This is a genomic window from Pseudomonas resinovorans NBRC 106553 (assembly GCF_000412695.1).
In the GTDB taxonomy this organism is placed as follows: Bacteria; Pseudomonadota; Gammaproteobacteria; order Pseudomonadales; family Pseudomonadaceae; genus Metapseudomonas; species Metapseudomonas resinovorans_A.
On the sequence record NC_021499.1, the window covers coordinates 3665332 to 3685266 of the forward strand.

Below are 19935 nucleotides of genomic sequence, written 5' to 3' on the forward strand. Positions count from 1 at the left end.
GCTACTGGCCGGCCGGGCAATGGCATAGCGCCCGGCAAACATTACTCATGAAACTGTGCGTCAGCTCGCTGACCCGGCCTCGGCGTGCAGGTCGCCGGCGAGCAGGGTCGCGCCCTCGCGGAACAGATGCGGATAGACGCCGGCCAGGTGGTCGAAGAACAGTTGCTCCGGCAGGTCGGCGAACTGGCCATGGTCGGCCAGGTACTCCATGTAGCGCTCGCCCTCGCGATTGAAGGGGTGGAAGACGCTGTCGCTGCGGCCATCGAATGCCAGCGGCGCCACATTGAACAGCCGGCACAGGGCCAGGTTGAAGGCAGGCGTGGCCTTCACCCAGCGCTCGTCGAGGTACAGCTCGGTGTAGCCGTGCATGGCGAACACTTCGCTGCGCAGCAGCTCCAGCAGCCGGGGCGTGGCCAGGTGGTTGCGCACGTCGGCCAGGCCGATGCGTGCGGGGATGCCGCAATGCCGCGCGCAGGCGGCCAGCAGGATCGCCTTGGGTACGCAGTAGGACTCGCCCGCGGCCAGCGCGTGGCTGGCTTTCAGCGTTTGCGGATCGCGGCTGAAGACATAAGGGTTGTAGCGGATCTCGTCACGCACCGCGTGGTACAGGCTGACGGCCTGCTCGATGGGGTCGCGGCTGGCGCCACGGTGTTTTTCCGCGAACTCGACCACCAGGGGGTGGTCACTATCAACGAAGCGGCCGGGTTCCAGGTAGCGCTGCATGGGGAATCTCCTCGGGGCAGTGGCCTCAGTCTATCCAGCGCTCCAGTGTACGGGGTACGACATTCCGGCCAAGCTCGGCGTTTCTGTCGCCATGTCCATGGCCGGCGACTAAGCTCGAGGCGGCCACGCGCCGCCATCAAGGAGGATCGACCATGCTGTTGCTCTGGTTACTCGCCCTGCTCCTGGGCGTCGCCGTTCTCGCCTATCGCCGCACGGCGCCCCTGCCCGCCCTGGCCCTGGTCGCCGGTTACCTGTTGCTGATGGGCTGGCTCGGCCACGCGCCGTTCTGGCTGATGCTGCCCTTGTGGCTGCTCTGGCTGGCCGTGGCCCTTCCCCTGGCACTGCCGGCGCAGCGCCGACAGTGGCTCAGCGCGCCGCTGTTCGCCTGGTTCCAGCGCGTACTACCGCCGATGTCCGACACCGAACGCGACGCCATCGAGGCCGGCACCGTCTGGTGGGACGGCGAGCTGTTCAGTGGTCGCCCGGCCTGGCGCAAGCTGCTGGACTCACCACGTCCGCAACTGACGCAAGAGGAACAGGCCTTCCTCGACGGCCCCACCGAAGAACTCTGCGCCATGGTCAGCGACTGGCGGATCGGCCAGGACCTGGACCTGCCGCCGGAGGCCTGGGCACACATCAAGCGCCACGGCTTCTTCGCCCTGATCATCCCCACGGAGTACGGCGGCAAGGGCTTTTCCGCCTATGCCCACTCCCAGGTGGCGATGAAGCTGGCCACCCGCAGCGGCGACCTGGCGTCCACGGTGATGGTGCCCAACTCCCTCGGCCCGGCCGAACTGCTGCTGCACTACGGCACCGACCAGCAGCGCAGCCACTACCTGCCACGCCTGGCCAGCGGCGAGGACATCCCCTGCTTCGCCCTCACCGGCCCCCTGGCCGGCTCCGACGCCGGCGCCATGCCCGACGTCGGCATCGTCTGCAAGGGCCAGTGGCAGGGCCAGGACGTGCTCGGCCTGCGCCTGACCTGGGAGAAGCGCTACATCACCCTGGGCCCCGTGGCCACCCTGCTCGGCCTGGCCTTCAAGGCCCATGACCCCGAGCACTTGCTGGGCGCGGAAGAAGACCTGGGCATCAGCCTGGCGCTGGTCCCCACCGACACCCCCGGCGTGGACATAGGCCGTCGCCACCTGCCGCTGGGTGCGGCCTTCATGAATGGTCCCAACTCGGGCAAGGACGTGTTCGTGCCGCTGGACTTCGTCATCGGCGGCCAGGACATGCTCGGCAAGGGCTGGATGATGCTGATGAACTGCCTCTCGGTGGGCCGCTCCATCTCCCTGCCGGCGGCGGCCACCGGCGCGGCCAAGTTCACCAGCCTGGTGAGCGGCCAGTACTGCCGCGTGCGAGAGCAGTTCAACGTGCCCCTGGCGACCTTCGAGGGCATCCAGGAAGCCCTGGCGCGCATCGCCGGCAACGCCTGGCTGATGGACAGCGCGCGCATCCTCACCGCCAGCGCCGTGGACCTGGGCGAGAAACCCTCGGTGCTCTCGGCCATCCTCAAGTACCACCTCACCGAGCGCGGCCGCGAATGCATCGGCCACGCCATGGACGTGCACGGCGGCAAGGGCATCATCCTCGGCCCGAACAACTACCTCGGCCGCGCCTGGCAAGGGGCGCCCATCTCGATCACGGTGGAGGGCGCCAACATCCTCTCGCGCAACCTGATGATCTTCGGCCAGGGAGCGATCCGCTGCCATCCGTTCGTACTCAGGGAAATGGCCCTGGCCGCTCGCGAGGACCGCGACCGCGCACTGGATGAGTTCGACCAGCTGTTGCTGCAACACATCGGCTTCGCCGTCGGCAATGCCGCCGGCAGCCTGCTGCTGGGTCTCGGCCTGGGGCTGCTGGGCGATGCGCCGGGCGACAACTTCAGCCGCCCCTACTTCCGCGCCCTCAATCGCCTGGCCGCGGCCTTCGCCCTGCTGGCCGACAGCAGCATGTTGCTGCTGGGCGGCGAACTGAAGCGCCGCGAACGGCTGTCCGCGCGCCTGGGCGATGTATTGAGTCATCTCTACCTGGCCTCGGCGGCGCTCAAGCGCTACCACGACCGCGACGCCCCCGAGCACCTGCAACCCCTGGCGCGCTGGGCCCTGGAAGAAAGCCTGGGCAAGGCCGAGCAAGCCCTGGACCGCCTGCTGGACAACTTCCCCAACGCCGTCATGGGCGGCCTGCTGCGGGTGCTGGTGTTCCCTCTCGGCCGCCGCCATCCCGGCCCTTCGGACCAGCTCGACGCCGAAGTCGCCGCCGTGATCGGCCGCGACCGGGGCGACCCGGCCCTGGAAGAATTGCTCGCCGGTTGCTACCGCCCGCAAGGGGCCGACGACCCGGTGGGGGCGCTGCAACAGGCCATCGACCAGGCCAGGGCCACCCAGCCCCTGCAACGCAAACTGCGAGAGGCGCTGAAAGACGGCAGCCTCAAGCCCGCAGCGGGCGAGGCGCCGATCGACGCCGCCCTGGCTGCGGGCCTTGTCGATGCCGAGGGCGCGGCGCAGCTGCGCGAGGCGGAACGTGCGCGGCGGCGGGTAATAGACGTGGACGATTTCGCCAAGGCGGAGCTGCAACCCAGCGCCGGCAAGATCCGCTGAGTCCACGGGCAGGACAGCGGGCGCGGGGAGCCTTATAATCCCGCGCCCGATTCAGCTTCAGGAAATCCACCATGGCCAATCCCTACCTCGACCACCACCTCGCCCTGCTCGCTCACCTGCGCAGCATCCTGGTCGCCCTGCGCGAGGCCGAGCAGGTTCCCGAGGAAAACCACGCCCTCTTCGTCGAGCGCTTCGACGAACTGATGAGCGAGTTGCCACGCGACCCGGAAGGCAGCCAGTACCTGGGCCAGGACCTGATCAGCCAGGTCTTCCATCGCTACCCGCAGATCGCCCACCTGGTGCCGCGCGACCTGCTCTGGTTCTTCGGCGGCGACTGCCTGCACTTCATGCCGGACGAAGAAATCGACATGTTCCAGCGCCTCGACGAACGCCGCTACGAAGCCGAGGAAAACGGCAAGCCCTTCGACTGGAACCAGGAAAAACAGCTGCTGGCCCTGCCCACGGAAGGCAACAAGCACTGATTCCCCGAGGGGCGGCGTCCATGCCGCCCCTGCTCCGCTCCCCCTTGCTTCCCAGCAACGCCGCCTGCCATCCAACCCGTCTGCACCGCAGCTCTCAGCGTTATCCTCGCTCTTCCTCCCCACGACCGCCGATCGGCCTTGTTGCGCGGGCAGATTGCGGGCCACCATGGCCCTCTGTCATCATTGCGAATCATTCTTAATCACTCTCACTTTTCTCCCATTGAGGTCAGCGTGTCGGCCGGTGATTCCGCGAACCCGCATCTGGTAGGGCTGCTCTATCGAGACCATCGTGACTGGCTGTTCGGCTGGCTACGCAAGACGGTGCACTGCCCCCACCGCGCGGAAGACGTCAGCCAGGACACCTTCCTGCGCCTGCTCGCCCGCGACGACCTGCAACCTCCCCGCGAGCCCCGCGCCCTGTTGGCCACCATCGCCCGTGGCCTGCTGGTGGATCAGTTCCGCCGCAACGACCTGGAGCGCGCCTACCTGGACGAACTGGCGCAGGCACCCCACGACCTCCACCCCAACCCCGAGGAACAGGCCCTGATCCTGGAAAGCCTGCGGGAAATCGACCGCCTGCTGGGGCAACTGTCCAGCAAGGCGCGCAGCGCGTTTCTCTACAACCGCCTGGACGGCCTCGGCCACGCCGAGATCGCCGAGCGCCTGGGGGTTTCCACCTCGCGGGTGCGCCAGTACCTGGCCCAGGGCATGCGCCAGTGCTACATCGCCCTCTACGGGGAGCCGACATGAGCCGGGTTTCCGCACGGGCACTGGACGAGGCCATCGCCTGGCAGCTGTGCCTGGACTCCGGTGAGGCCTCCGAACTGGAGCGCCATGAGTTCCAGCGCTGGCTGGGCGCCCACCCCGAACACACCCAGGTCTGGCAACAGCTGGCCGGTATCGACCGCCAGCTGGCGGCGGCCACCCAGGCGCCGGCCCGTCGCGCCCTGCTGCGCAGCGGCGGCGTCAGGCGGCGCAGCCTGCACCGCGTCGGCGGTAGCGCCCTGAGCCTGCTGCTGGCGGTGGGGCTGGGCCTTGGCCTGCTGGCGCAACAACGGCCGCTGGGGGATTACCTGGCGGACGAGATGACCGCCAGCGGCGAACACCGCGAACTGCGCCTGGCGGACCACAGTCTGGTCCAACTCAACAGCCGCACCGCCCTGGATATCGACTTCGACGGAGCGCAGCGCCGGCTCTACCTGCGCAGCGGCGAAATCCTGGTGAAGACCGGCCACGACGACCCGCGCCCCTTCATCGTCGAGACCGATCAGGGCCACCTGCAGCCCCTGGGCACCCGCTTCCTGGTGCGCCGCGAGGGCGAAGCCACGCGCCTGATCGTGCTGGAATCGGCGGTCGCCGCCGCACCGCGCAACAGCGGCGCCGAGCGGGTGATCCGCGCCGGCGAGCAGGTGGTCATCGACCACGGCCGACTCGGCCCGAGCGAAGCCGCCCCGGTGGGCGCCGAGGCCTGGAGCCGTGGCCTGCTGGTGGCCGAAGACATGCCCCTGGGCCAACTGCTGGCCGCCCTGGGCGAATACCGCAGCGGCTACCTGGGGCTGGACCCCAGCCTGGCCGACCTGCGAATCAGCGGCGTCTTCCCGCTGGGCGACAGCGACAAGGCCCTGGCCGCCCTGCCCCCCAGCCTGCCGGTACGCATCGAGCGTTTCAGCGATTGGTGGGTGCGCGTGGTGCCGGCCAAGGCTGACGAACCCTAGGATGGGTCGGGTGGCGTTCCGCTGAGCGCAGCGATACCCATCAGGCCGGCGCGATGGGTTTCGTGCCTCAACCCATCCTGCGGACCGCATCCGCCAACAGCACCGCAGAGTGGTAACCCCACCCTGCGCCAACCGACCCAGGGATGAGGGTCGAAAAAAATTTCGCATCCCCCTGTCACTTTTCCAATCTGCTTCGGCAATAAGGCATTGAGACAATTTCTCACTTAGGAGATGTTCGCAATGCGTTCCGTAGCAACCCCGTTCCAGCGCACGCTGCTAGCCCTCGCCGTCACCCTCGGCGGCCTGTCCACCCAGGCCCTGGCCGACAGCTACCAGCTGCCATCGGCGCCGCTGTCCAGCACCCTGAACCGCATCGCCGCGGACGCCGGCATCGTCCTCAGCGTCGACCCCTCCCTCACCGCCGGCAAGACCGCGCCGGCCATCCAGGGTGACCTGAGCCCGCTGCAAGCGCTGTCCAAGGCCCTGCAAGGCAGCAACCTGCGCCTGGTGCAGAACGGCAACGACAGCTTCAGCCTGGCGCCGGTGGCCGACGAAGCCATGAACCTGCCGGACGTGAACATCGATGGCAGCCGTTCCTTTGAGTCCGCCTGGGGCCCCACCACCGGCATGGTGGCCCGCCGTACCGCCGCCGGCACCAAGACCGATACCGCCCTGATCGAAGTCCCGCGCTCGATCTCGGTGATCACCCGCACCCAGCTGGACGCCCGTCCCTCCCTCAGCCTCAACGACTCGCTGCGCTACACCGCCGGCGTGATGAGCAGCGGCTACGGCTCCGACTCCCGCAACGACTGGCTGAAGGTGCGTGGCTTCGTGCCCACCCAGTTCCTCGACGGCCTGCCGCTGCCGATCGGGTCGTTCGCCAACCCGAAGATCGAGCCCTGGAACCTGGAGCGCATCGCCGTACTGCGCGGCCCGGCCTCCTCCGTCTATGGCCAGACCCCGCCCGGCGGCCTGCTCGACATGGTCAGCCGTCGCCCCCAGGCCGAGCAGTCCAACGAAGTGGAACTGCAGGCCGGCAGCAACGAGCACAAGCAGCTCAACTTCGACAGCACCGGCAAGATCGATGACCAGGGCCAGTTCCTCTACCGCGTAAGCGGCACAGTGCGCGACAGCAACTCGCCGGTCGACCACATCCCGGACAAGCGCTACAACCTGGCACCGAGCCTGACCTGGAACATCAACGAAGACACCAGCCTGACCTTCCTCTCGCAGTACACCCGCGACGACACGGGCATCACCGGCCAGTTCCTGCCACTGCAGGGCACCAAGATCGATTCACCCTTCGGCAAGATCTCCCACCACAAGAACCTGGGCGAGCCGGACTGGGACTTCTACGACCGCACCTACTACGCGCTGGGCTACGCCTTCGAGCATCGCCTGAACGATGTCTGGCAATTCCGCCAGAACCTGCGCTACACCAAGACTGACCTGGAGTTCCAGGCGGTCAACGTCTCCACCTTCAACAGCGTGGACGCGAACGGCTTCGTCACCCGCGAGTCCGGCATAGTCGATGAAGACATCAGCCAGTTCGCCGTGGACAACAACCTCCAGGCCAACTTCGCCACCGGCGAGCTCGACCACACCCTGCTGCTCGGCCTCGACCACCAGCGCTCCAACACCAACTACCGCTGGCTGTACGGCTTCGGCGTACCGCCGATCAGCGTGGTGAACCCGGTGTATGGCGCCGACCTGTCCAACGTCACCTACTTCACCCTCCAGGATTACAACCAGAAAATCCGCCAGACCGGCCTCTACATCCAGGACCAGATCGCCCTGGACAACTGGCGCCTGACCCTCGGTGGCCGCGAGGACTGGGTCGAGACCGACACCAAGTTCTACAACCTGGGCGGCATCAGCCGCGACGACCGCGACACGGCCTTCACCGGTAACGTGGGCCTGAGCTACCTGTTCGACAACGGCCTGGCCCCCTACATCTCCTATGCCGAGTCCTTCCAACCGGCCACGGGCGCCAGCGTCAGCAGCACCCAGTCCTTCTCCCCCACCGAGGGCAAGCAGTACGAGGTGGGCATCAAGTACCAGCCGCCCGGCACCGACGCCATGTTCACCGCCGCCGTCTACGACCTGACCCAGGAAAACGTCGCCGTCAGCGAAGGCAACGTGACCCGGCAGATCGGTGAACTGAACGTGCGCGGCCTGGAGCTGGAAGCCACCGCCGACGTCAACGAGAACCTCAAGCTGGTGGCGTCCTACAGCTACACCGACAGCGAAATCAAGAAAGGCGTCGACAAGGGCAACCGCATGGCCCAGGTGCCGCGCAACCAGGCTACCGCCTGGGCCGACTACACCTGGCACAGCGGCATGCTCGACGGCTTCGGCATCGCCGGCGGCGTGCGCTATGTCGGTGAGAGCTACGGCAACACCCCCAACACCTGGCTCGGCCACACCGGTTCCTACACCGTCTACGACGCCTCCGTGCACTACGACCTGGGCCGCCTGGACGCCTCCATGCGCGGTCTTTCCGTGGCCGTTGACGCGAAGAACCTGTTCAACAAGGAATACCTGTCCACCTGCGACGGTTACTGGTGCTACTACGGCGATGAACGCAACGTCGTGGCCAGCGTGAACTACAAGTTCTAAGGCCTGAAACAGGGCCGCCCGCCTAGGGCGGCCCACGCAACGGGAATCGACCATGCACAGCCGCACCATCCGGCGCTGGTCCCAGGTGCATACCTGGACCAGCCTGATCTGCACCCTCTTCCTGCTGATGCTGGCCCTCACCGGCTTGCCGCTGATCTTCCACCACGAGCTGGAACATCTGCTGGGCGAGGCCCCCGAACTGCGGGAGATGGCGCCGGACACCCCGCACCTGGGCCTGCAGCAACTGGTGGAGGCCGCCGAGCGCCACCGCCCGGGCGAGGTGGTGCAGTACTTCGGCTATGAAAAGGACGAACCCAACGGCGTGGTGGCCATCACCGCCGCCACCGCCGGCACCGAACCGAACTCCTCGCATACCTTCATGCTCGACGCCCGCACCGGCGAGGCGCTCGCCATGCCAGCGGCCAATGGCGGCATCCTGATGTTCATCCTGCGCCTGCACGTGGACATGTTCGCCGGGCTGCCCGGCAAGCTGCTGCTGGCCTTCATGGGCCTGCTCTTCGCGGTCGCCATCGTGTCCGGGGTGGTGCTCTATTCGCCCTTCATGCGCCGGCTGAAGTTCGCCGAAGTACGCCAGCAGCGCTCCAACCGCGCCCGCTGGCTGGACCTGCACAACCTGATCGGCATCGTCACCCTGACCTGGGCGCTGGTGGTGGGTGTCACCGGTGTCGTCAGCGCCTGCGCCGACCTGCTGATCAGCGCCTGGCGCCAGGACGCCCTCACCGCCCTGGTGGAGCCCTACCGAAACGCGCCACCGCTGACCGAGCGCGCCCCCGTGGACAACGTGCTGAACATCGCCAGCGCCGCCTTGCCCGGCATGCAGGCGGACTTCATCGCCTTCCCCGGCACCCGCTTCTCCAGCGAGCACCACTACACGGTGTTCATGGTGGGCAGCAGCCACCTCACCGCGCACCTGTGGACCCCGGTGCTGATCGACGCCCGCACCCTCGAGGTCACCGCCATCGCCCAGCGCCCCTGGTACATGGACGCCCTGGCGATGTCGCAACCGCTGCACTTCGGCGACTACGGCGGCCGTCCCATGCAGGTTCTCTGGGCCGTGCTGGACGTGCTCACCATCATCGTCCTCGGCAGCGGGCTCTACCTGTGGTGGGTGCGCCAACGGCGCGGCGACAAGCAACGCAGCGGCCAGGAGGCCAAGGCATGAACTGGCGGCAATCCACCTTCGCGCTGCCGCTGGTCATCGGCCTGCTCTGCGCCGTGGGCCTGTTCAGCGCCCTGCTGGGCGATGGCTGGTGGGACGCCCTGGCCTGGCTGGGCCTGGGCGTGCCCGCGGTACTGGGTACCTGGCCACTGCTGCGCCGCCCGCGCCAGTAGAGCTCCACGTTCGGCTGATTCGAGACATGAAAAAGGCCCGCCCGGGATTGCCGGGCGGGCCTTTTTCATCGAGCGAGGCGATGCGCGGGAGCTTGGCCCCGGCTTCGGATCAGCCTTGGCGAGCCTGCTCGGCGCGCTGCTTGGCGGCCACGGCTTCTTGCTGCTGTTTCTTTTCCAGCTGGACCTGAGCCACACGGGCCTGCCAGCGCTGAGTCGTACGATCGCCGCCGCCGGAAGCCATGGCGGAAGTGGCCGACAGGACGATGGTCAGGGCGGAAGCAAGGGCGATAACTTTTTTCATGATCAAACTCCGAACTACAAACAAGGCAAAACAAAAAGCTCATCGAAGGCCCGATCGCGGCGGCTGACTGCAGCACGCCCGAGCACGCGAATGGCGGCGGGCCGATGATCGATACGGGAGATAGGACCAGCCCCATTCCCAATTCGTTCGCTAGCTATCTTGTTTTGCAGGTGGCGGAGGCCTGGCAAATACCACTGACGCCAGGAGCCTAGAGCGCCCCGAACCGTCTGTCGGTCCACCTGCTGAAAGCGCCCCGTGCGCACCACTGGACGGCATATCGGCGACGCTCAGGCATGTCCACGGGCGAGCGTCGCGCCGAGCTGGGCCAGTTGCTCGCGCAGCCAGCCCAGGCCGGGCGCCAGCTCCTGCTGGCGGTGCCAGATCAGGCTCACCTGCACGGGCGGCGTCGTCACCGGCAGCGGGGCCACCGCGAGGGGGTAGATGGCCGCAAAGTGCTCCGCCAGGCGGCGTGGTACGGTGCCCAGCAGATCGGAACGCGCCACGATGGGTGGAATCGACAAGTAGTGCGGAACATGCAGCCCCGCGCGCCGCTTTACCTTCGCCGAGCCCAGGACGATCTCCAGCGGCGAACCACGCCCGGCACGGGGCAATATCAGCACGTGCTGGCTGGCCAGGTAGCCGTCCAGCGTGAGTCCACCCGTGAAAGCCGGGTGCCCGGACCGGCCGATCACCACCAGGTCTTCCTCCATCAGGGGCTGGTAACGGAGATCGGGATTGTCGAAGTAGAGATAGTCGATGGCCAGGTCCAGTTCGCCGGTGGCCAGTCGCGTTACCAGGCTTTGCGCGTCGTCGTCCTGCACTTCCAGCACCACCTTCGGTGCTTCGTTGCGCAGTTGCTCCAGCAGCGTCGGCAGCAGCATGGCCTGGGCGTAATCGTTCATTGAAAGTCGAAAGCAGTGCTCGGCCTGCGGATCGAAGCCTTCCTGGGCACCCAGTCCGAGTTGCAGCAGGTTGAGGGCCTGGCGCACTGGGCCGTAGAGCACCTGGGCATGGGCGGTGGGCGACATGCCACGGGCGGTGCGCTTGAACAGCGGCTCGCCCAGCTGACTACGCAAGCGCGCCAGGGCATTGCTCACCGCCGGCTGGCTCATGTGCAGGCGCGTGGCGGCCCGCGACAGGTTCTGTTCCTGCATCAGGGCGTCGAATACCAGCAGCAGGTTGAGGTCGAGGCGGCGCAAATTCAGGCTCATGAATAATGCACATTCTGACTATCCATTATCGGAATAAAGCATTCATCACTAGACTCGAAGACATGTCAACAAGACTGCCGGAGCAGCCATGAGCCACGACACCCAGGCCTTTCGCGAGCGCTATCGCGCGGGCATCCACCCCCGCTACAACGTCTGGCTGCATGGCGGCTTCGTGTTGCTCTACGGGGCCGCCTGCCTGGCCTTCTTCATCGGCGGCCTGGACGACGTGAAGCCCTGGGAGTGGCTGGTGGTGCCGGCGGCGCTGGTGTTCTTCAACTGGGGCGAATACTCGATCCACAAGAACCTCGGCCACCACAAGACCCGTGCCGGGGCCATGTTCTACAAGCGCCACACGGGCGATCACCATAGTTTCTTCGTGGCCGGGACCATGACCTGGGACTCGGCCCGGGACTGGCGGGTGATCCTCTTCCCCGCCTGGCTGATCCTCTTCTACAGCGTCGGGCTGTTCGCCGCCTGGTGGCTGCTGTCCTTCGTCAACGCCAATGTCGCCGGGCTATTCTCGACCACCATGCTGGCCGGCTACCTGAGCTATGAAGTGTTCCACGCCTGCGAGCACCTGCCCGACAGCCACCCGATCTCGCGGCTGCCGTGGATCCGCCACATGCGCCGGCTGCACGAACTGCACCACCGCCGCGACCTGATGCAGACCCATAACTTCAACCTGGTCTTCCCATTGATGGACTGGCTCAAGGGCAGCCTGCACTGGGAACCGCTGGAACCGGAGAGTCCCATGACCCGCATGCAACACGACGTGGAAATCGCCCGCAGCCCGGATCAGGTCCTGGCCTATGCCAGCACCGCCACCCGCTGGCCGGAATGGCACCCCTCCTCCCTGCGGGTCGATGGTCCTGCCGGGCCGCTACCGGCGGGCAGCCATTTCGAAGAAGACATCCACGCCGGCGGACGCGCCGGCCACCTGAGCTGGGACGTCACCGAGTACAGCCCCGGCCGCTGCTGGCGCGCGGTCGCCCGCGGCACCCACGGGCTGCACCTGGAACTGACCTACGAATGCGAATCCACGCCGACCGGCACCCGCTTCGTGCGTACGCTGGACTACGGCTTTGATGGGCTAGGTATGCGGATTGCCAACTGGCTGGTGATGCGCCGCAAGATCGACCGCGAGTCGGCGGAATCCATGGCGCAATTGAAGGAGATGGCTGAACGCACCATCGAGCGGCCCGCCACGCGCCAGCACGACCTGGCCTGAGGGCGGCACGACCTGGCCTGAGGGCGAAAGGCAGAAACGAAAACGCCGCTCGAATGAGCGGCGTTTTCGTTTAACTGGAGCGGGAAACGAGACTCGAACTCGCGACCCCGACCTTGGCAAGGTCGTGCTCTACCAACTGAGCTATTCCCGCATACAACTTTGAAACTGGCGTCCCCTAGGGGACTCGAACCCCTGTTACCGCCGTGAAAGGGCGGTGTCCTAGGCCACTAGACGAAGGGGACTGAAACTGGAGCGGGAAACGAGACTCGAACTCGCGACCCCGACCTTGGCAAGGTCGTGCTCTACCAACTGAGCTATTCCCGCAGTAACGTTTACAGTCCGCATCCTTTCGGATGCGCCCTCCGACCCTTGCGGATCGAAGTGAACAAGGCCGAGGCCCTGCTTGAAAATCTGGAGCGGGAAACGAGACTCGAACTCGCGACCCCGACCTTGGCAAGGTCGTGCTCTACCAACTGAGCTATTCCCGCATTTGACGCTTTAATGGCGTCCCCTAGGGGACTCGAACCCCTGTTACCGCCGTGAAAGGGCGGTGTCCTAGGCCACTAGACGAAGGGGACGCGGCCCGGAGCTTACAACAGCTTTTACGCTTTCTTCCGGCTTCTCCGTTTTGCCTCAGGCATCGCGTCGAAGTGGCGCGCATTCTAGGGAGGCTTTGAACACCCGTCAACCCTCTATCAAAAACTTTTTAAAATCAAAGACTTCTGCTCAAAAATTGATCCACCTCTATGAGCGCCGCAGGCGAGCCTCTACACTCGGCCGACCTTACAAGAACATCGGAGCCCCACAGATGTCGCCACTCGTGATCACCCTGCTGATCGTTGTCGGTATCGTCATCCTCATCGTTATTGGCTACGTGAACCATATGGTGGAGAACAGCAAGCTGGAGAAGGCGCGCCTCAAGGCCGATCTCAGCGACCGTCTGCGCCGTTGTGCCGACCTCAGTGAAACCCTCCCCGGCCAGATGGTGTCCCCCGGCCTGAAGCTCCTGCTGGCCCGCCTGCAACTGCAGTTCGGCGAACGCCTGCTGCAAGTGGACAAGCACGACGCCGCCCTCAAGACCCGTCTCGAGCAATTGCGCAGCCTGGTCGCCCAGGGCGAGTCCATCCCGGTGGCCAACCCGCCACAGAAGATCCTCAGCGAAGCCAAGGCCAAGGAAATCCGCTTCCAGCTGGAAAGCCTCCACGGCCAGGTCACCCGCGCCGCCCAGGATGGCCAGCTGCCCGCCAACGAAGCCAAGAGCTGGGTCAAGGAAATCCGCGACATGCTGGTGCAGCTGCATGTGGAGTTCTTCACCAACCTCGGCCTGCAGGCGCTGCAGGAAAACCAGCCGCGCCAGTCCCGCCTCGCTTTCGAACGTGGCGTCCAGTACCTGCAGAAGCAGCCCGACCCCGCCCGTTACCAGGCCCACCTGCAACAGTTGAAGGCCCAGCTCGCCCGGGCCAACGCCCTGGTCCTGGAAAACGGCCAACCCAGCATCGACGAACCGAGCGAGCTGACCGAGGGTCTGAAGTCACTGGATGACGAAGATCTCTGGAAGAAGAAGAACATCTACGACTGATCCGCTCAGACGAGGACCACCCGATGAGCCTGACCCTTTACGGCGCCCCGCTGTCGCCCTTCGTGCGCAAGGTGCGCCTCTACCTGCTGGAAAAGGGCCTGGACTACCAGCTGGAGGTCGTATCGCCCTTCAGCCAGCCGACCTGGTTCCGCGAACTAAGCCCCCTTGGGCGCATCCCCGCCCTGCGTGACGGCGACATGACCCTGGCCGACTCCAGCGTGATCTGCCAGTACCTGGAGGAAAAGCACGCCGAACTGGCCCCGCTCTACGGCCGCGACGCCGGGGAGCGCGCGCGGGTGCGCTGGCTGGAGAAGTACTGCGACTACGAACTGGCGCCCCTGACCACCTTCGGCGTGTTCCGCAACCGCACACTGAAGCCGTCCATGGGCCAGCCCTGCGATGAGGCCGCGGTGCAGGCCGCCCTGGTGGACAAGCTGCCGCCCCACTTCGACTACCTGGAGAAGTCCCTGGGCGATGCCCAATACTTCGTCGGCGAGCGCCTGAGCATGGCCGACCTGGCCTTCGCCACCCAGGTGATCAACATGGAACACGGCGGCGAGCGCCTGGATGCCGAACGCTGGCCGGGCCTGGCGGCCCACCACGAGCGGCTCGCCGCTCGGGAATCCGTGCAGGCGGTATTGCCGGGCGAGCAGAAGATCCTCGCCAAGCTGGCTGGCCGCAGCCTGTAGCAGCGAATTCATTCGCGCAGAAAAAAGCCCGGACGTGTCCGGGCTTTTTCATGATCGCGCGATCAGCAGTCGGTCAAGCGCAGAAATATCTCGACCAGGCGCTCGATACCAACCTGGTCCTCTTCCTTGAACCGCGCCAGCTCCGGGCTGTCCAGATCGAGCACACCGATCAGGCGACCGTCCTTGACCAGGGGCACCACCAACTCACTGTTGGAGGCGCTGTCGCAGGCGATGTGCCCGGGGAAGGCGTGCACGTCCTCCACCCGCTGGGTTTCCCTCGTGCGCGCCGCCGCACCGCACACGCCCCTGGCGAAGGGAATGCGTACGCAGGCGACCTTGCCCTGGAACGGGCCCAGTACCAGCTCCTCATTGCGGTTCAGGTAGAAACCGGCCCAGTTCAGGTCCGGCAGCTCGTTGAAGAGGAAGGCGGAGAACTGCGAGCTGTTGGCGATGAAATCACGTTCATCGGCCAGCAGGGACTCCAGTTGCGCGGCCAGCAGCGCATAGCCTTCAAGGCCGGCGCCGGCTTGTTGCAGATCGATCATTTGACTGACTCCAGCAAAGCGAGCCCGACCCAATGGCGGGCGAATTGGTAGGCGCAACGGCCATTGCGATTGCCGCGCCCAAGGGCCCAGCGGATCGCCAGTTTTTCCAGCTCCTCGGTCCACTCCCACTTCAGCGCGGCCGGTTCGGCCAGCACCTCGATCCAGTGGCGCACCACGGCCAGGAAGTGTTCCTGGGTGAAGGGATAGAAGGACAGCCAGAGACCGAAGCGGTCCGACAGCGCGATCTTGTCCTCCACCGCTTCATTGGGGTGCAGTTCGCCGTCGACCATCTGCCAGTGCTCGTTGTCGCTCTGCTTCTCCGGCACCAGGTGGCGACGGTTCGAGGTGGCGTACAGCAGCACATTGTCCGGGGCTCGCTCCAGCGAGCCGTCCAGCACGCTCTTGAGCACGCGGTAGTCGCCCTCGCCCGCCTCGAAGGACAGGTCGTCGCAGAACAGCACGAAACGCTGCGACAGCCCCGCCAGCGCCTCCACCACGCGGGGCAGGTCGGCCAGGTGGTCGCGTTCGATCTCGATCAGGCGCAGGCCCGCGCCGGCGTGTTCGGCCAGCAGCGCGCGCACCAGGGAAGACTTGCCGGTGCCACGGGCGCCCCAGAGCAGCGCGTGGTTGGCCGGCAGGCCATCGACGAACTGACGGGTATTGGCGGCAAGCTGCTCGCGCTGCCTGTCGACGCCGATCAGGTCGGCCAGGGACAGGTCCAGGCTCACCTCCAGCGGTTGCAGGTAGCCGCTGCGGCCGTCGCGATGCCAACGCGCGGCCAGGCTCTTCTGCCAGTCGATCTCCGGACGGATCGCCGGCAACAGGGGTTCGAGGCGCGCCAGCACCGCATCGGCGCGCTCGAGAATTTCATACAGACGGGAATCCACGTTCAACTCCTTGACTCAGCCGCAGTCACCAGGCGCTGCCGGCAGACCGGATAGGCTATGCTTGGCAAGCCCTCGGAACAAGGCCAAATCCTACGCCCCATGGATATTCCGCTGACAAAACGGCTGTCGTTCAAGCAGGCCAGCCTCACGGTGCTGGTGGCGTTCATCCTCGGCACCATCCTCAGCGTCATCCAGGTCGCCAGCGACTACTTCAACGAAAACGCCTCGATCGACCGGGAGATCAAGGCGCTGCTGGAAATCTCCCACAGCCCCGCGGCACGCATCGCCTACAACATCGACGCCGAGCTGGCCCAGGAGCTGGTGCTCGGCCTGTTGCGCTCGCCGGCGGTGATCCGCGCCGAGATCATCGACAACAATGGCGCGGTGCTGTCCAGTGTCAGCCGCCCGCGCACCGAGAGCGACTTCCGCATCTTCAGCGACTACCTGTTCGGCGAACGCCGCGAGTTCGAGGACCCGCTCTACATCGTCCACGCGCCCAACGAAACCCTCGGCGTACTGCGCCTGGAGGTGGACACCTTCGCCTTCGGCAACCACTTCCTGCGCCGCGCCATGTTCACCCTGCTCAGCGGCTTCGTGCGCAGCCTGCTGCTGTCGCTGATCCTCCTGGTGCTCTTCTACAGCATGCTGACCAAGCCGCTGGTGGAGCTGATCCGCGCCCTCAGCGAACGCGACCCGCGCGCCGCGCCGGAAGCCAAGCTGCCCTGCCCGCCCGGCCACGAACAGGACGAGATCGGCGTACTGGTGGAGGTCATCAATCGGCAACTGGCCAGCCTGTCCGCGGAAATGCAGCAGCGCCGCGAAGCCGACCAGCGCCTCAACCAATACCTGGCGGAGCTGGAAAACATCGTGTCGGCGCGCACCGCCGAGCTGAAGGCCGCCAACAGCCGCCTCAGCCGCTACAACCAGGAACTGGAAGCCGCGCGCGGCACCGCCCTGGAAATGGCCAAGGCTCGCGCCGCCTTCCTCGCCAACATGAGCCACGAGATCCGCACCCCGCTCAATGGCCTGCTGGGCATGCTCGACCTCGCCATCGACGGCCCGCTGAACAACGAGCAGCGCCGCCAGCTGCAGATCGCCCACAACTCCGGCAGCGTGCTGGTGGAGTTGCTCAACGACATCCTCGACCTGTCCAAGTTCGAGGCCGGCCAGCTGGAGCTGGAGCAGATCCCCTTCGACCTCGGCACCCTGCTGGAAGACACCGCCAACCTGCTCTCGCAGAACGCCGGGGCGGAGGTGGAGCTGACCTGCCTGATCGACCCGCAGCTGCCGGCGCTGCTGGTGGGCGACCCGACGCGGGTGCGCCAGGTGGCCAGCAACCTCTTGTCCAACGCCCTCAAGTTCACCCGCTCCGGGCGCGTCGACCTGCGGGCCGCACCGAGCCCCGGCGGCGTGCTGATCAGCGTGCGCGATACCGGTATCGGCATCTCCGCGCAGGCATTGCCCAAGCTGTTCCAGCCCTTCTCCCAGGGCAACGCGGGCATCACCCGGCAGTTCGGCGGCACCGGCCTCGGCCTGGCGCTGACCCGGCACCTCTGCGAAGCCATGCAGGGCCAGCTGGACGTCAAATCCCAGGAAGGCATGGGCAGCGTGTTCAGTGCCGAACTGCCGCTGGTGGAACACACCTCGGCCGAGCGGCGAGCGCCGCTACGGGGCAAGGTGATCGCCCTGTGCGACGCCAAGAGCGGCCTGGCCGAGATGCTCGGCACCTGGCTGCCGTTATGGGGGCTGGAGCTGCAGCGCCATGACGGCGACTTCGACCTCAGCGGCGTGCAGGCCGACCTGCTGATCAGCGACGACCCCGAGCGCCTGGAGCCTTTGCGGCGCACCGGCCAACTGCCGATCCTGCTGGTGACCGGTTACGACAGCTTCCTGCCGCCACCCCGTGCGGCCACCCTGACACCGCTGCACCAACTGGCTCGCCCGGTATCCCGCGCGGCGCTCTACCAGGCCCTGCAACGGGTGCTGCTGCAACTCCCGGAGGAGGCGCCGGCGCCCGAGACGGCAATGGCCGAACCCCAGCACCGCCATGCGCGGGTACTGCTGGTGGAGGACAACGCGGTGAACCAGCTGGTGGCCAAGGGCATGCTCGCCAAGCTCGGCTGCGAGGTGCTGCTGGCGGGACATGGCGCCGAGGCCCTGAGCCGCCTGGAACAGAGCACCGTGGACCTGGTGCTGATGGACTGCAACATGCCGGTCATGGATGGCTACGAGGCGACCCGGCGCATCCGCCAGAGCGGGCGCTGGCCGGACCTGCCGATCATCGCCCTGACCGCCAACGCCCTGCCGGACGAACGCGAGCGCTGCCGCGCCGCCGGCATGGACGACTACCTGGCCAAGCCCTTCCGTCGCGAAGAGCTGGTGGCGCTGCTCGACACCTGGTTGCCCGCTACTCAGGCAGTCCCATGAGCTGGCCCAACAGCTCGCCCAGGCGCGCGCGCAGTTCGGCCATCTCGTTGAGATCCAGGCCGCTGGCGCAGATCAGCTCATTGCGCAGGGGTCCCACCTTGCCGCGCAGGGCGGCGCCCTCCTCGCTCAGCGCCAGATGCACTTCGCGCTCGTCGTGGGCGGCGCGCCGGCGCCGCACCAGCCCGAGTTGCTCCAGGCGCTTGAGCAGCGGCGTGAGGGTTCCCGAGTCCAGCAACAGGCGCTCGCCCAGTGCCTTCACCGTGGGTTGCTCCGGCGCGCGCGCATGCCACTCCCAGAGCACCAGCATGACCAGGTACTGCGGGTAGGTCAGGCCAAGGGGCTCCAGCAGCGGCCGATAGCCACGGATGACCGCCCGCGACGCGGCGTAGAGCTTGAAGCACAACTGGTTGTCCAGCAGCAGCTCGGGCTCGATCGACGGCGTGTTCATTTCAGCAGCGCTTCGATCTCGGCGTTCAGCTCTTCCGGCTTGGTGGTGGGCGCGAAGCGCTTGATCTGCCGGCCATCCTGGCTGATCAGGAACTTGGTGAAGTTCCACTTGATGCCCTGGCTGCCCAGCAGGCCCGGTGCGCGCTTCTTCAGCTGCACATAGAGCGGATGGGCGCTCGCACCGTTCACCTCGATCTTCTTGAACAGCGGGAAACTGACGCCGAAGTTCAGCTCGCAGAACTCGGTGATGGCGCCCTCATCGCCCGGCTCCTGCTTGCCGAACTGGTTGCAGGGGAAGCCCAACACCACCAGGCCGCGTTCCTTGTATTGCTGCCAGAGCCCTTCCAGGCCCTTGTACTGCGGAGTGAAGCCGCACTTGCTGGCGGTATTGACCACCAACAGGGCCTTGCCGCCGAAGTCCGCAAGGGTCTTCTGCTCGCCTTTGATGGTGGTGACGGGGATATCGAGAATCTTGTCGCTCATGTCGGCTGCCTGCGCAGGGAAGTAGGTGGCGAGAAAAATAGCCAACAATTAAATTGCGCGCAATTTAATTTCTCTATGAAAAGGCCCGCCTCTCGGCGAGCCTGGCTACACCGCCCGATTCAGCGCGGTTCGAGCTTCAGCGACACCGAGTTGATGCAGTAGCGCATCCCCGTGGGGCGCGGACCATCGGGGAAGACATGACCCAGGTGGGCGTCGCAGCGGGCGCAGCGCACTTCGATGCGGTGCATGCCGTGGCTGAAGTCCTCGAGCTCGGTGATGACGTCCTTGGCCAGCGGCTGGAAGTAGCTCGGCCAGCCGCTGCCGGAATCGTACTTGGCATCGGAATCGAACAGCGCCTCGCCGCAGCAGGCGCAATGGTAGATGCCCGGCGTCTTGGTGGCATGGTACTCACCGGTGAAGGCACGCTCGGTGCCGCCCAGGCGGCAGACGTGGAACTGGGCGTCGGAAAGCTCCTCGCGCCAGCTATCCAGGGGTTTTTCAAGCTTGTCCATGACAGTCCTCGGCAGTAGTAAAAATCCCGCTCCCGACCTTTTCGGGCCATCGGGCCGCACGTATCATGCGCGATTCATCAGACGCCAGTCTGGCAGCGGCGTTACAGGCTGCCAAGGCGCATCGATCCCCGTCG

At 66.2% G+C, this 19935-nt stretch carries 19 protein-coding genes and 5 tRNA genes; 11 read left to right on the plus strand and 13 right to left on the minus strand.

Going from position 1 to position 19935, the window contains the following annotated elements; translation table 11 throughout:
* Positions 1-60: 60 nt before the first annotated feature.
* Positions 61-723: a transglutaminase-like domain-containing protein gene (locus PCA10_RS16445; RefSeq protein ID WP_016493197.1), complete on the minus strand. Its 663-nt coding sequence runs from the start codon at positions 721-723 to the stop codon at positions 61-63.
* 152 nt (positions 724-875) lie between these two features.
* Here PCA10_RS16445 and PCA10_RS16450 point away from each other — a divergent pair, with 152 nt between their 5' ends.
* The 7 genes from PCA10_RS16450 to PCA10_RS30735 all read left to right on the plus strand — a co-directional run bounded on the left by PCA10_RS16450 (position 876) and on the right by PCA10_RS30735 (position 9492).
* Complete coding sequence (locus PCA10_RS16450) at positions 876-3323, plus strand: acyl-CoA dehydrogenase (protein WP_016493198.1); 2448 nt, start codon at positions 876-878, stop codon at positions 3321-3323.
* Between the two features lie 71 nt (positions 3324-3394).
* Positions 3395-3805: a PA2817 family protein gene (locus PCA10_RS16455; RefSeq protein WP_016493199.1), complete on the plus strand. Its 411-nt coding sequence runs from the start codon at positions 3395-3397 to the stop codon at positions 3803-3805.
* 231 nt (positions 3806-4036) lie between these two features.
* A complete protein-coding gene (locus PCA10_RS16460) occupies positions 4037-4555 on the plus strand; it encodes an RNA polymerase sigma factor (RefSeq protein WP_016493200.1) in 519 nt (172 codons plus the stop codon).
* Positions 4552-5520, plus strand: coding sequence for a FecR domain-containing protein (locus tag PCA10_RS16465; protein ID WP_016493201.1), 969 nt, complete (start codon positions 4552-4554; stop codon positions 5518-5520). The genes PCA10_RS16460 and PCA10_RS16465 overlap by 4 nt, the downstream gene beginning before the upstream one ends.
* A gap of 240 nt (positions 5521-5760) precedes the next feature.
* A complete protein-coding gene (locus tag PCA10_RS16470; RefSeq protein WP_016493202.1) occupies positions 5761-8139 on the plus strand; it encodes a TonB-dependent siderophore receptor in 2379 nt (792 codons plus the stop codon).
* A gap of 52 nt (positions 8140-8191) precedes the next feature.
* Positions 8192-9322 carry a PepSY-associated TM helix domain-containing protein gene (locus tag PCA10_RS16475; protein ID WP_016493203.1) on the plus strand — a complete coding sequence of 377 codons (1131 nt, stop codon included), beginning with the start codon at positions 8192-8194 and terminating at the stop codon, positions 9320-9322.
* The gene (locus PCA10_RS30735; protein ID WP_016493204.1) at positions 9319-9492 is read left to right on the plus strand and encodes a hypothetical protein; all 174 of its coding nucleotides are present in this window, start codon (positions 9319-9321) and stop codon (positions 9490-9492) included. Before PCA10_RS16475 ends, PCA10_RS30735 begins: the two co-directional genes overlap by 4 nt.
* A gap of 109 nt (positions 9493-9601) precedes the next feature.
* Here PCA10_RS30735 and PCA10_RS16480 read toward each other — a convergent pair whose 3' ends face one another.
* Positions 9602-9793, minus strand: a complete 192-nt coding sequence (locus tag PCA10_RS16480) for a hypothetical protein (protein ID WP_016493205.1) — start codon at positions 9791-9793, stop codon at positions 9602-9604.
* A 287-nt stretch (positions 9794-10080) separates the two neighbouring features.
* On the minus strand, positions 10081-11004 hold the full coding sequence (gene bsrA, locus PCA10_RS16485) for a LysR family transcriptional regulator BsrA (protein ID WP_016493206.1): 924 nt from the start codon (positions 11002-11004) through the stop codon (positions 10081-10083).
* A gap of 88 nt (positions 11005-11092) precedes the next feature.
* Here bsrA and PCA10_RS16490 point away from each other — a divergent pair, with 88 nt between their 5' ends.
* Positions 11093-12232, plus strand: a complete 1140-nt coding sequence (locus tag PCA10_RS16490; RefSeq protein WP_016493207.1) for an SRPBCC family protein — start codon at positions 11093-11095, stop codon at positions 12230-12232.
* A gap of 75 nt (positions 12233-12307) precedes the next feature.
* Here the strand turns inward: PCA10_RS16490 and PCA10_RS16495 are convergent.
* From PCA10_RS16495 to PCA10_RS16515, 5 genes are all read right to left on the minus strand, one after another.
* A tRNA-Gly gene (locus tag PCA10_RS16495) sits at positions 12308-12383 on the minus strand.
* Positions 12384-12398: 15 nt separating this feature from the next.
* Positions 12399-12474 (minus strand) — tRNA-Glu (locus tag PCA10_RS16500).
* 6 nt (positions 12475-12480) lie between these two features.
* Positions 12481-12556: transfer RNA gene (locus PCA10_RS16505), tRNA-Gly, on the minus strand.
* 88 nt (positions 12557-12644) lie between these two features.
* Positions 12645-12720 (minus strand) — tRNA-Gly (locus PCA10_RS16510).
* A gap of 14 nt (positions 12721-12734) precedes the next feature.
* A tRNA-Glu gene (locus PCA10_RS16515) sits at positions 12735-12810 on the minus strand.
* 230 nt (positions 12811-13040) lie between these two features.
* Here PCA10_RS16515 and PCA10_RS16520 point away from each other — a divergent pair.
* Complete coding sequence (locus PCA10_RS16520) at positions 13041-13811, plus strand: hypothetical protein (RefSeq protein WP_016493208.1); 771 nt, start codon at positions 13041-13043, stop codon at positions 13809-13811.
* 23 nt (positions 13812-13834) lie between these two features.
* Positions 13835-14500 carry a glutathione S-transferase family protein gene (locus PCA10_RS16525; RefSeq protein WP_016493209.1) on the plus strand — a complete coding sequence of 222 codons (666 nt, stop codon included), beginning with the start codon at positions 13835-13837 and terminating at the stop codon, positions 14498-14500.
* Positions 14501-14562: 62 nt separating this feature from the next.
* Here the strand turns inward: PCA10_RS16525 and PCA10_RS16530 are convergent, their stop codons facing one another.
* Positions 14563-15045: a GAF domain-containing protein gene (locus tag PCA10_RS16530; RefSeq protein WP_016493210.1), complete on the minus strand. Its 483-nt coding sequence runs from the start codon at positions 15043-15045 to the stop codon at positions 14563-14565.
* The gene (locus tag PCA10_RS16535) at positions 15042-15932 is read right to left on the minus strand and encodes an ATP-binding protein (RefSeq protein ID WP_016493211.1); all 891 of its coding nucleotides are present in this window, start codon (positions 15930-15932) and stop codon (positions 15042-15044) included. The genes PCA10_RS16530 and PCA10_RS16535 overlap by 4 nt, the downstream gene beginning before the upstream one ends.
* A gap of 99 nt (positions 15933-16031) precedes the next feature.
* Between PCA10_RS16535 and PCA10_RS16540 the strand changes: the two genes are divergently transcribed.
* Positions 16032-18359, plus strand: coding sequence for a response regulator (locus PCA10_RS16540; protein ID WP_016493212.1), 2328 nt, complete (start codon positions 16032-16034; stop codon positions 18357-18359).
* Here PCA10_RS16540 and PCA10_RS16545 read toward each other — a convergent pair.
* The 3 genes from PCA10_RS16545 to msrB form a co-directional block, all read right to left on the minus strand.
* Positions 18340-18807 (minus strand): MarR family winged helix-turn-helix transcriptional regulator, encoded by a 468-nt coding sequence (locus PCA10_RS16545; RefSeq protein ID WP_016493213.1) that lies wholly within the window; start codon positions 18805-18807, stop codon positions 18340-18342. The genes PCA10_RS16540 and PCA10_RS16545 overlap by 20 nt on opposite strands.
* Complete coding sequence (locus tag PCA10_RS16550; protein WP_016493214.1) at positions 18804-19289, minus strand: glutathione peroxidase; 486 nt, start codon at positions 19287-19289, stop codon at positions 18804-18806. The genes PCA10_RS16545 and PCA10_RS16550 overlap by 4 nt, the downstream gene beginning before the upstream one ends.
* Before the next feature lie 119 nt (positions 19290-19408).
* On the minus strand, positions 19409-19801 hold the full coding sequence (msrB, locus tag PCA10_RS16555) for a peptide-methionine (R)-S-oxide reductase MsrB (protein ID WP_016493215.1): 393 nt from the start codon (positions 19799-19801) through the stop codon (positions 19409-19411).
* Between the last annotated feature and the right edge of the window lie 134 nt (positions 19802-19935).

Excerpts from the sequence above, each read along its gene's own strand:
- PCA10_RS16475 (WP_016493203.1), top strand. The coding sequence starts at position 8,192 with ATGCACAGCCGCACCATCCGGCGCTGGTCCCAGGTGCATACCTGGACC.
- PCA10_RS16465 (WP_016493201.1), top strand. The coding sequence starts at position 4,552 with ATGAGCCGGGTTTCCGCACGGGCACTGGACGAGGCCATCGCCTGGCAG.
- msrB (WP_016493215.1), bottom strand. The coding sequence starts at position 19,801 with ATGGACAAGCTTGAAAAACCCCTGGATAGCTGGCGCGAGGAGCTTTCC.
- PCA10_RS16525 (WP_016493209.1), top strand. The coding sequence starts at position 13,835 with ATGAGCCTGACCCTTTACGGCGCCCCGCTGTCGCCCTTCGTGCGCAAG.
- bsrA (WP_016493206.1), bottom strand. The coding sequence starts at position 11,004 with ATGAGCCTGAATTTGCGCCGCCTCGACCTCAACCTGCTGCTGGTATTC.
- PCA10_RS16540 (WP_016493212.1), top strand. The coding sequence starts at position 16,032 with ATGGATATTCCGCTGACAAAACGGCTGTCGTTCAAGCAGGCCAGCCTC.
- PCA10_RS16470 (WP_016493202.1), top strand. The coding sequence starts at position 5,761 with ATGCGTTCCGTAGCAACCCCGTTCCAGCGCACGCTGCTAGCCCTCGCC.
- PCA10_RS16490 (WP_016493207.1), top strand. The coding sequence starts at position 11,093 with ATGAGCCACGACACCCAGGCCTTTCGCGAGCGCTATCGCGCGGGCATC.
- PCA10_RS16550 (WP_016493214.1), bottom strand. The coding sequence starts at position 19,289 with ATGAGCGACAAGATTCTCGATATCCCCGTCACCACCATCAAAGGCGAG.
- PCA10_RS16445 (WP_016493197.1), bottom strand. The coding sequence starts at position 723 with ATGCAGCGCTACCTGGAACCCGGCCGCTTCGTTGATAGTGACCACCCC.
- PCA10_RS16530 (WP_016493210.1), bottom strand. The coding sequence starts at position 15,045 with ATGATCGATCTGCAACAAGCCGGCGCCGGCCTTGAAGGCTATGCGCTG.
- PCA10_RS16455 (WP_016493199.1), top strand. The coding sequence starts at position 3,395 with ATGGCCAATCCCTACCTCGACCACCACCTCGCCCTGCTCGCTCACCTG.
- PCA10_RS16450 (WP_016493198.1), top strand. The coding sequence starts at position 876 with ATGCTGTTGCTCTGGTTACTCGCCCTGCTCCTGGGCGTCGCCGTTCTC.
- PCA10_RS16545 (WP_016493213.1), bottom strand. The coding sequence starts at position 18,807 with ATGAACACGCCGTCGATCGAGCCCGAGCTGCTGCTGGACAACCAGTTG.
- PCA10_RS30735 (WP_016493204.1), top strand. The coding sequence starts at position 9,319 with ATGAACTGGCGGCAATCCACCTTCGCGCTGCCGCTGGTCATCGGCCTG.
- PCA10_RS16480 (WP_016493205.1), bottom strand. The coding sequence starts at position 9,793 with ATGAAAAAAGTTATCGCCCTTGCTTCCGCCCTGACCATCGTCCTGTCG.
- PCA10_RS16520 (WP_016493208.1), top strand. The coding sequence starts at position 13,041 with ATGTCGCCACTCGTGATCACCCTGCTGATCGTTGTCGGTATCGTCATC.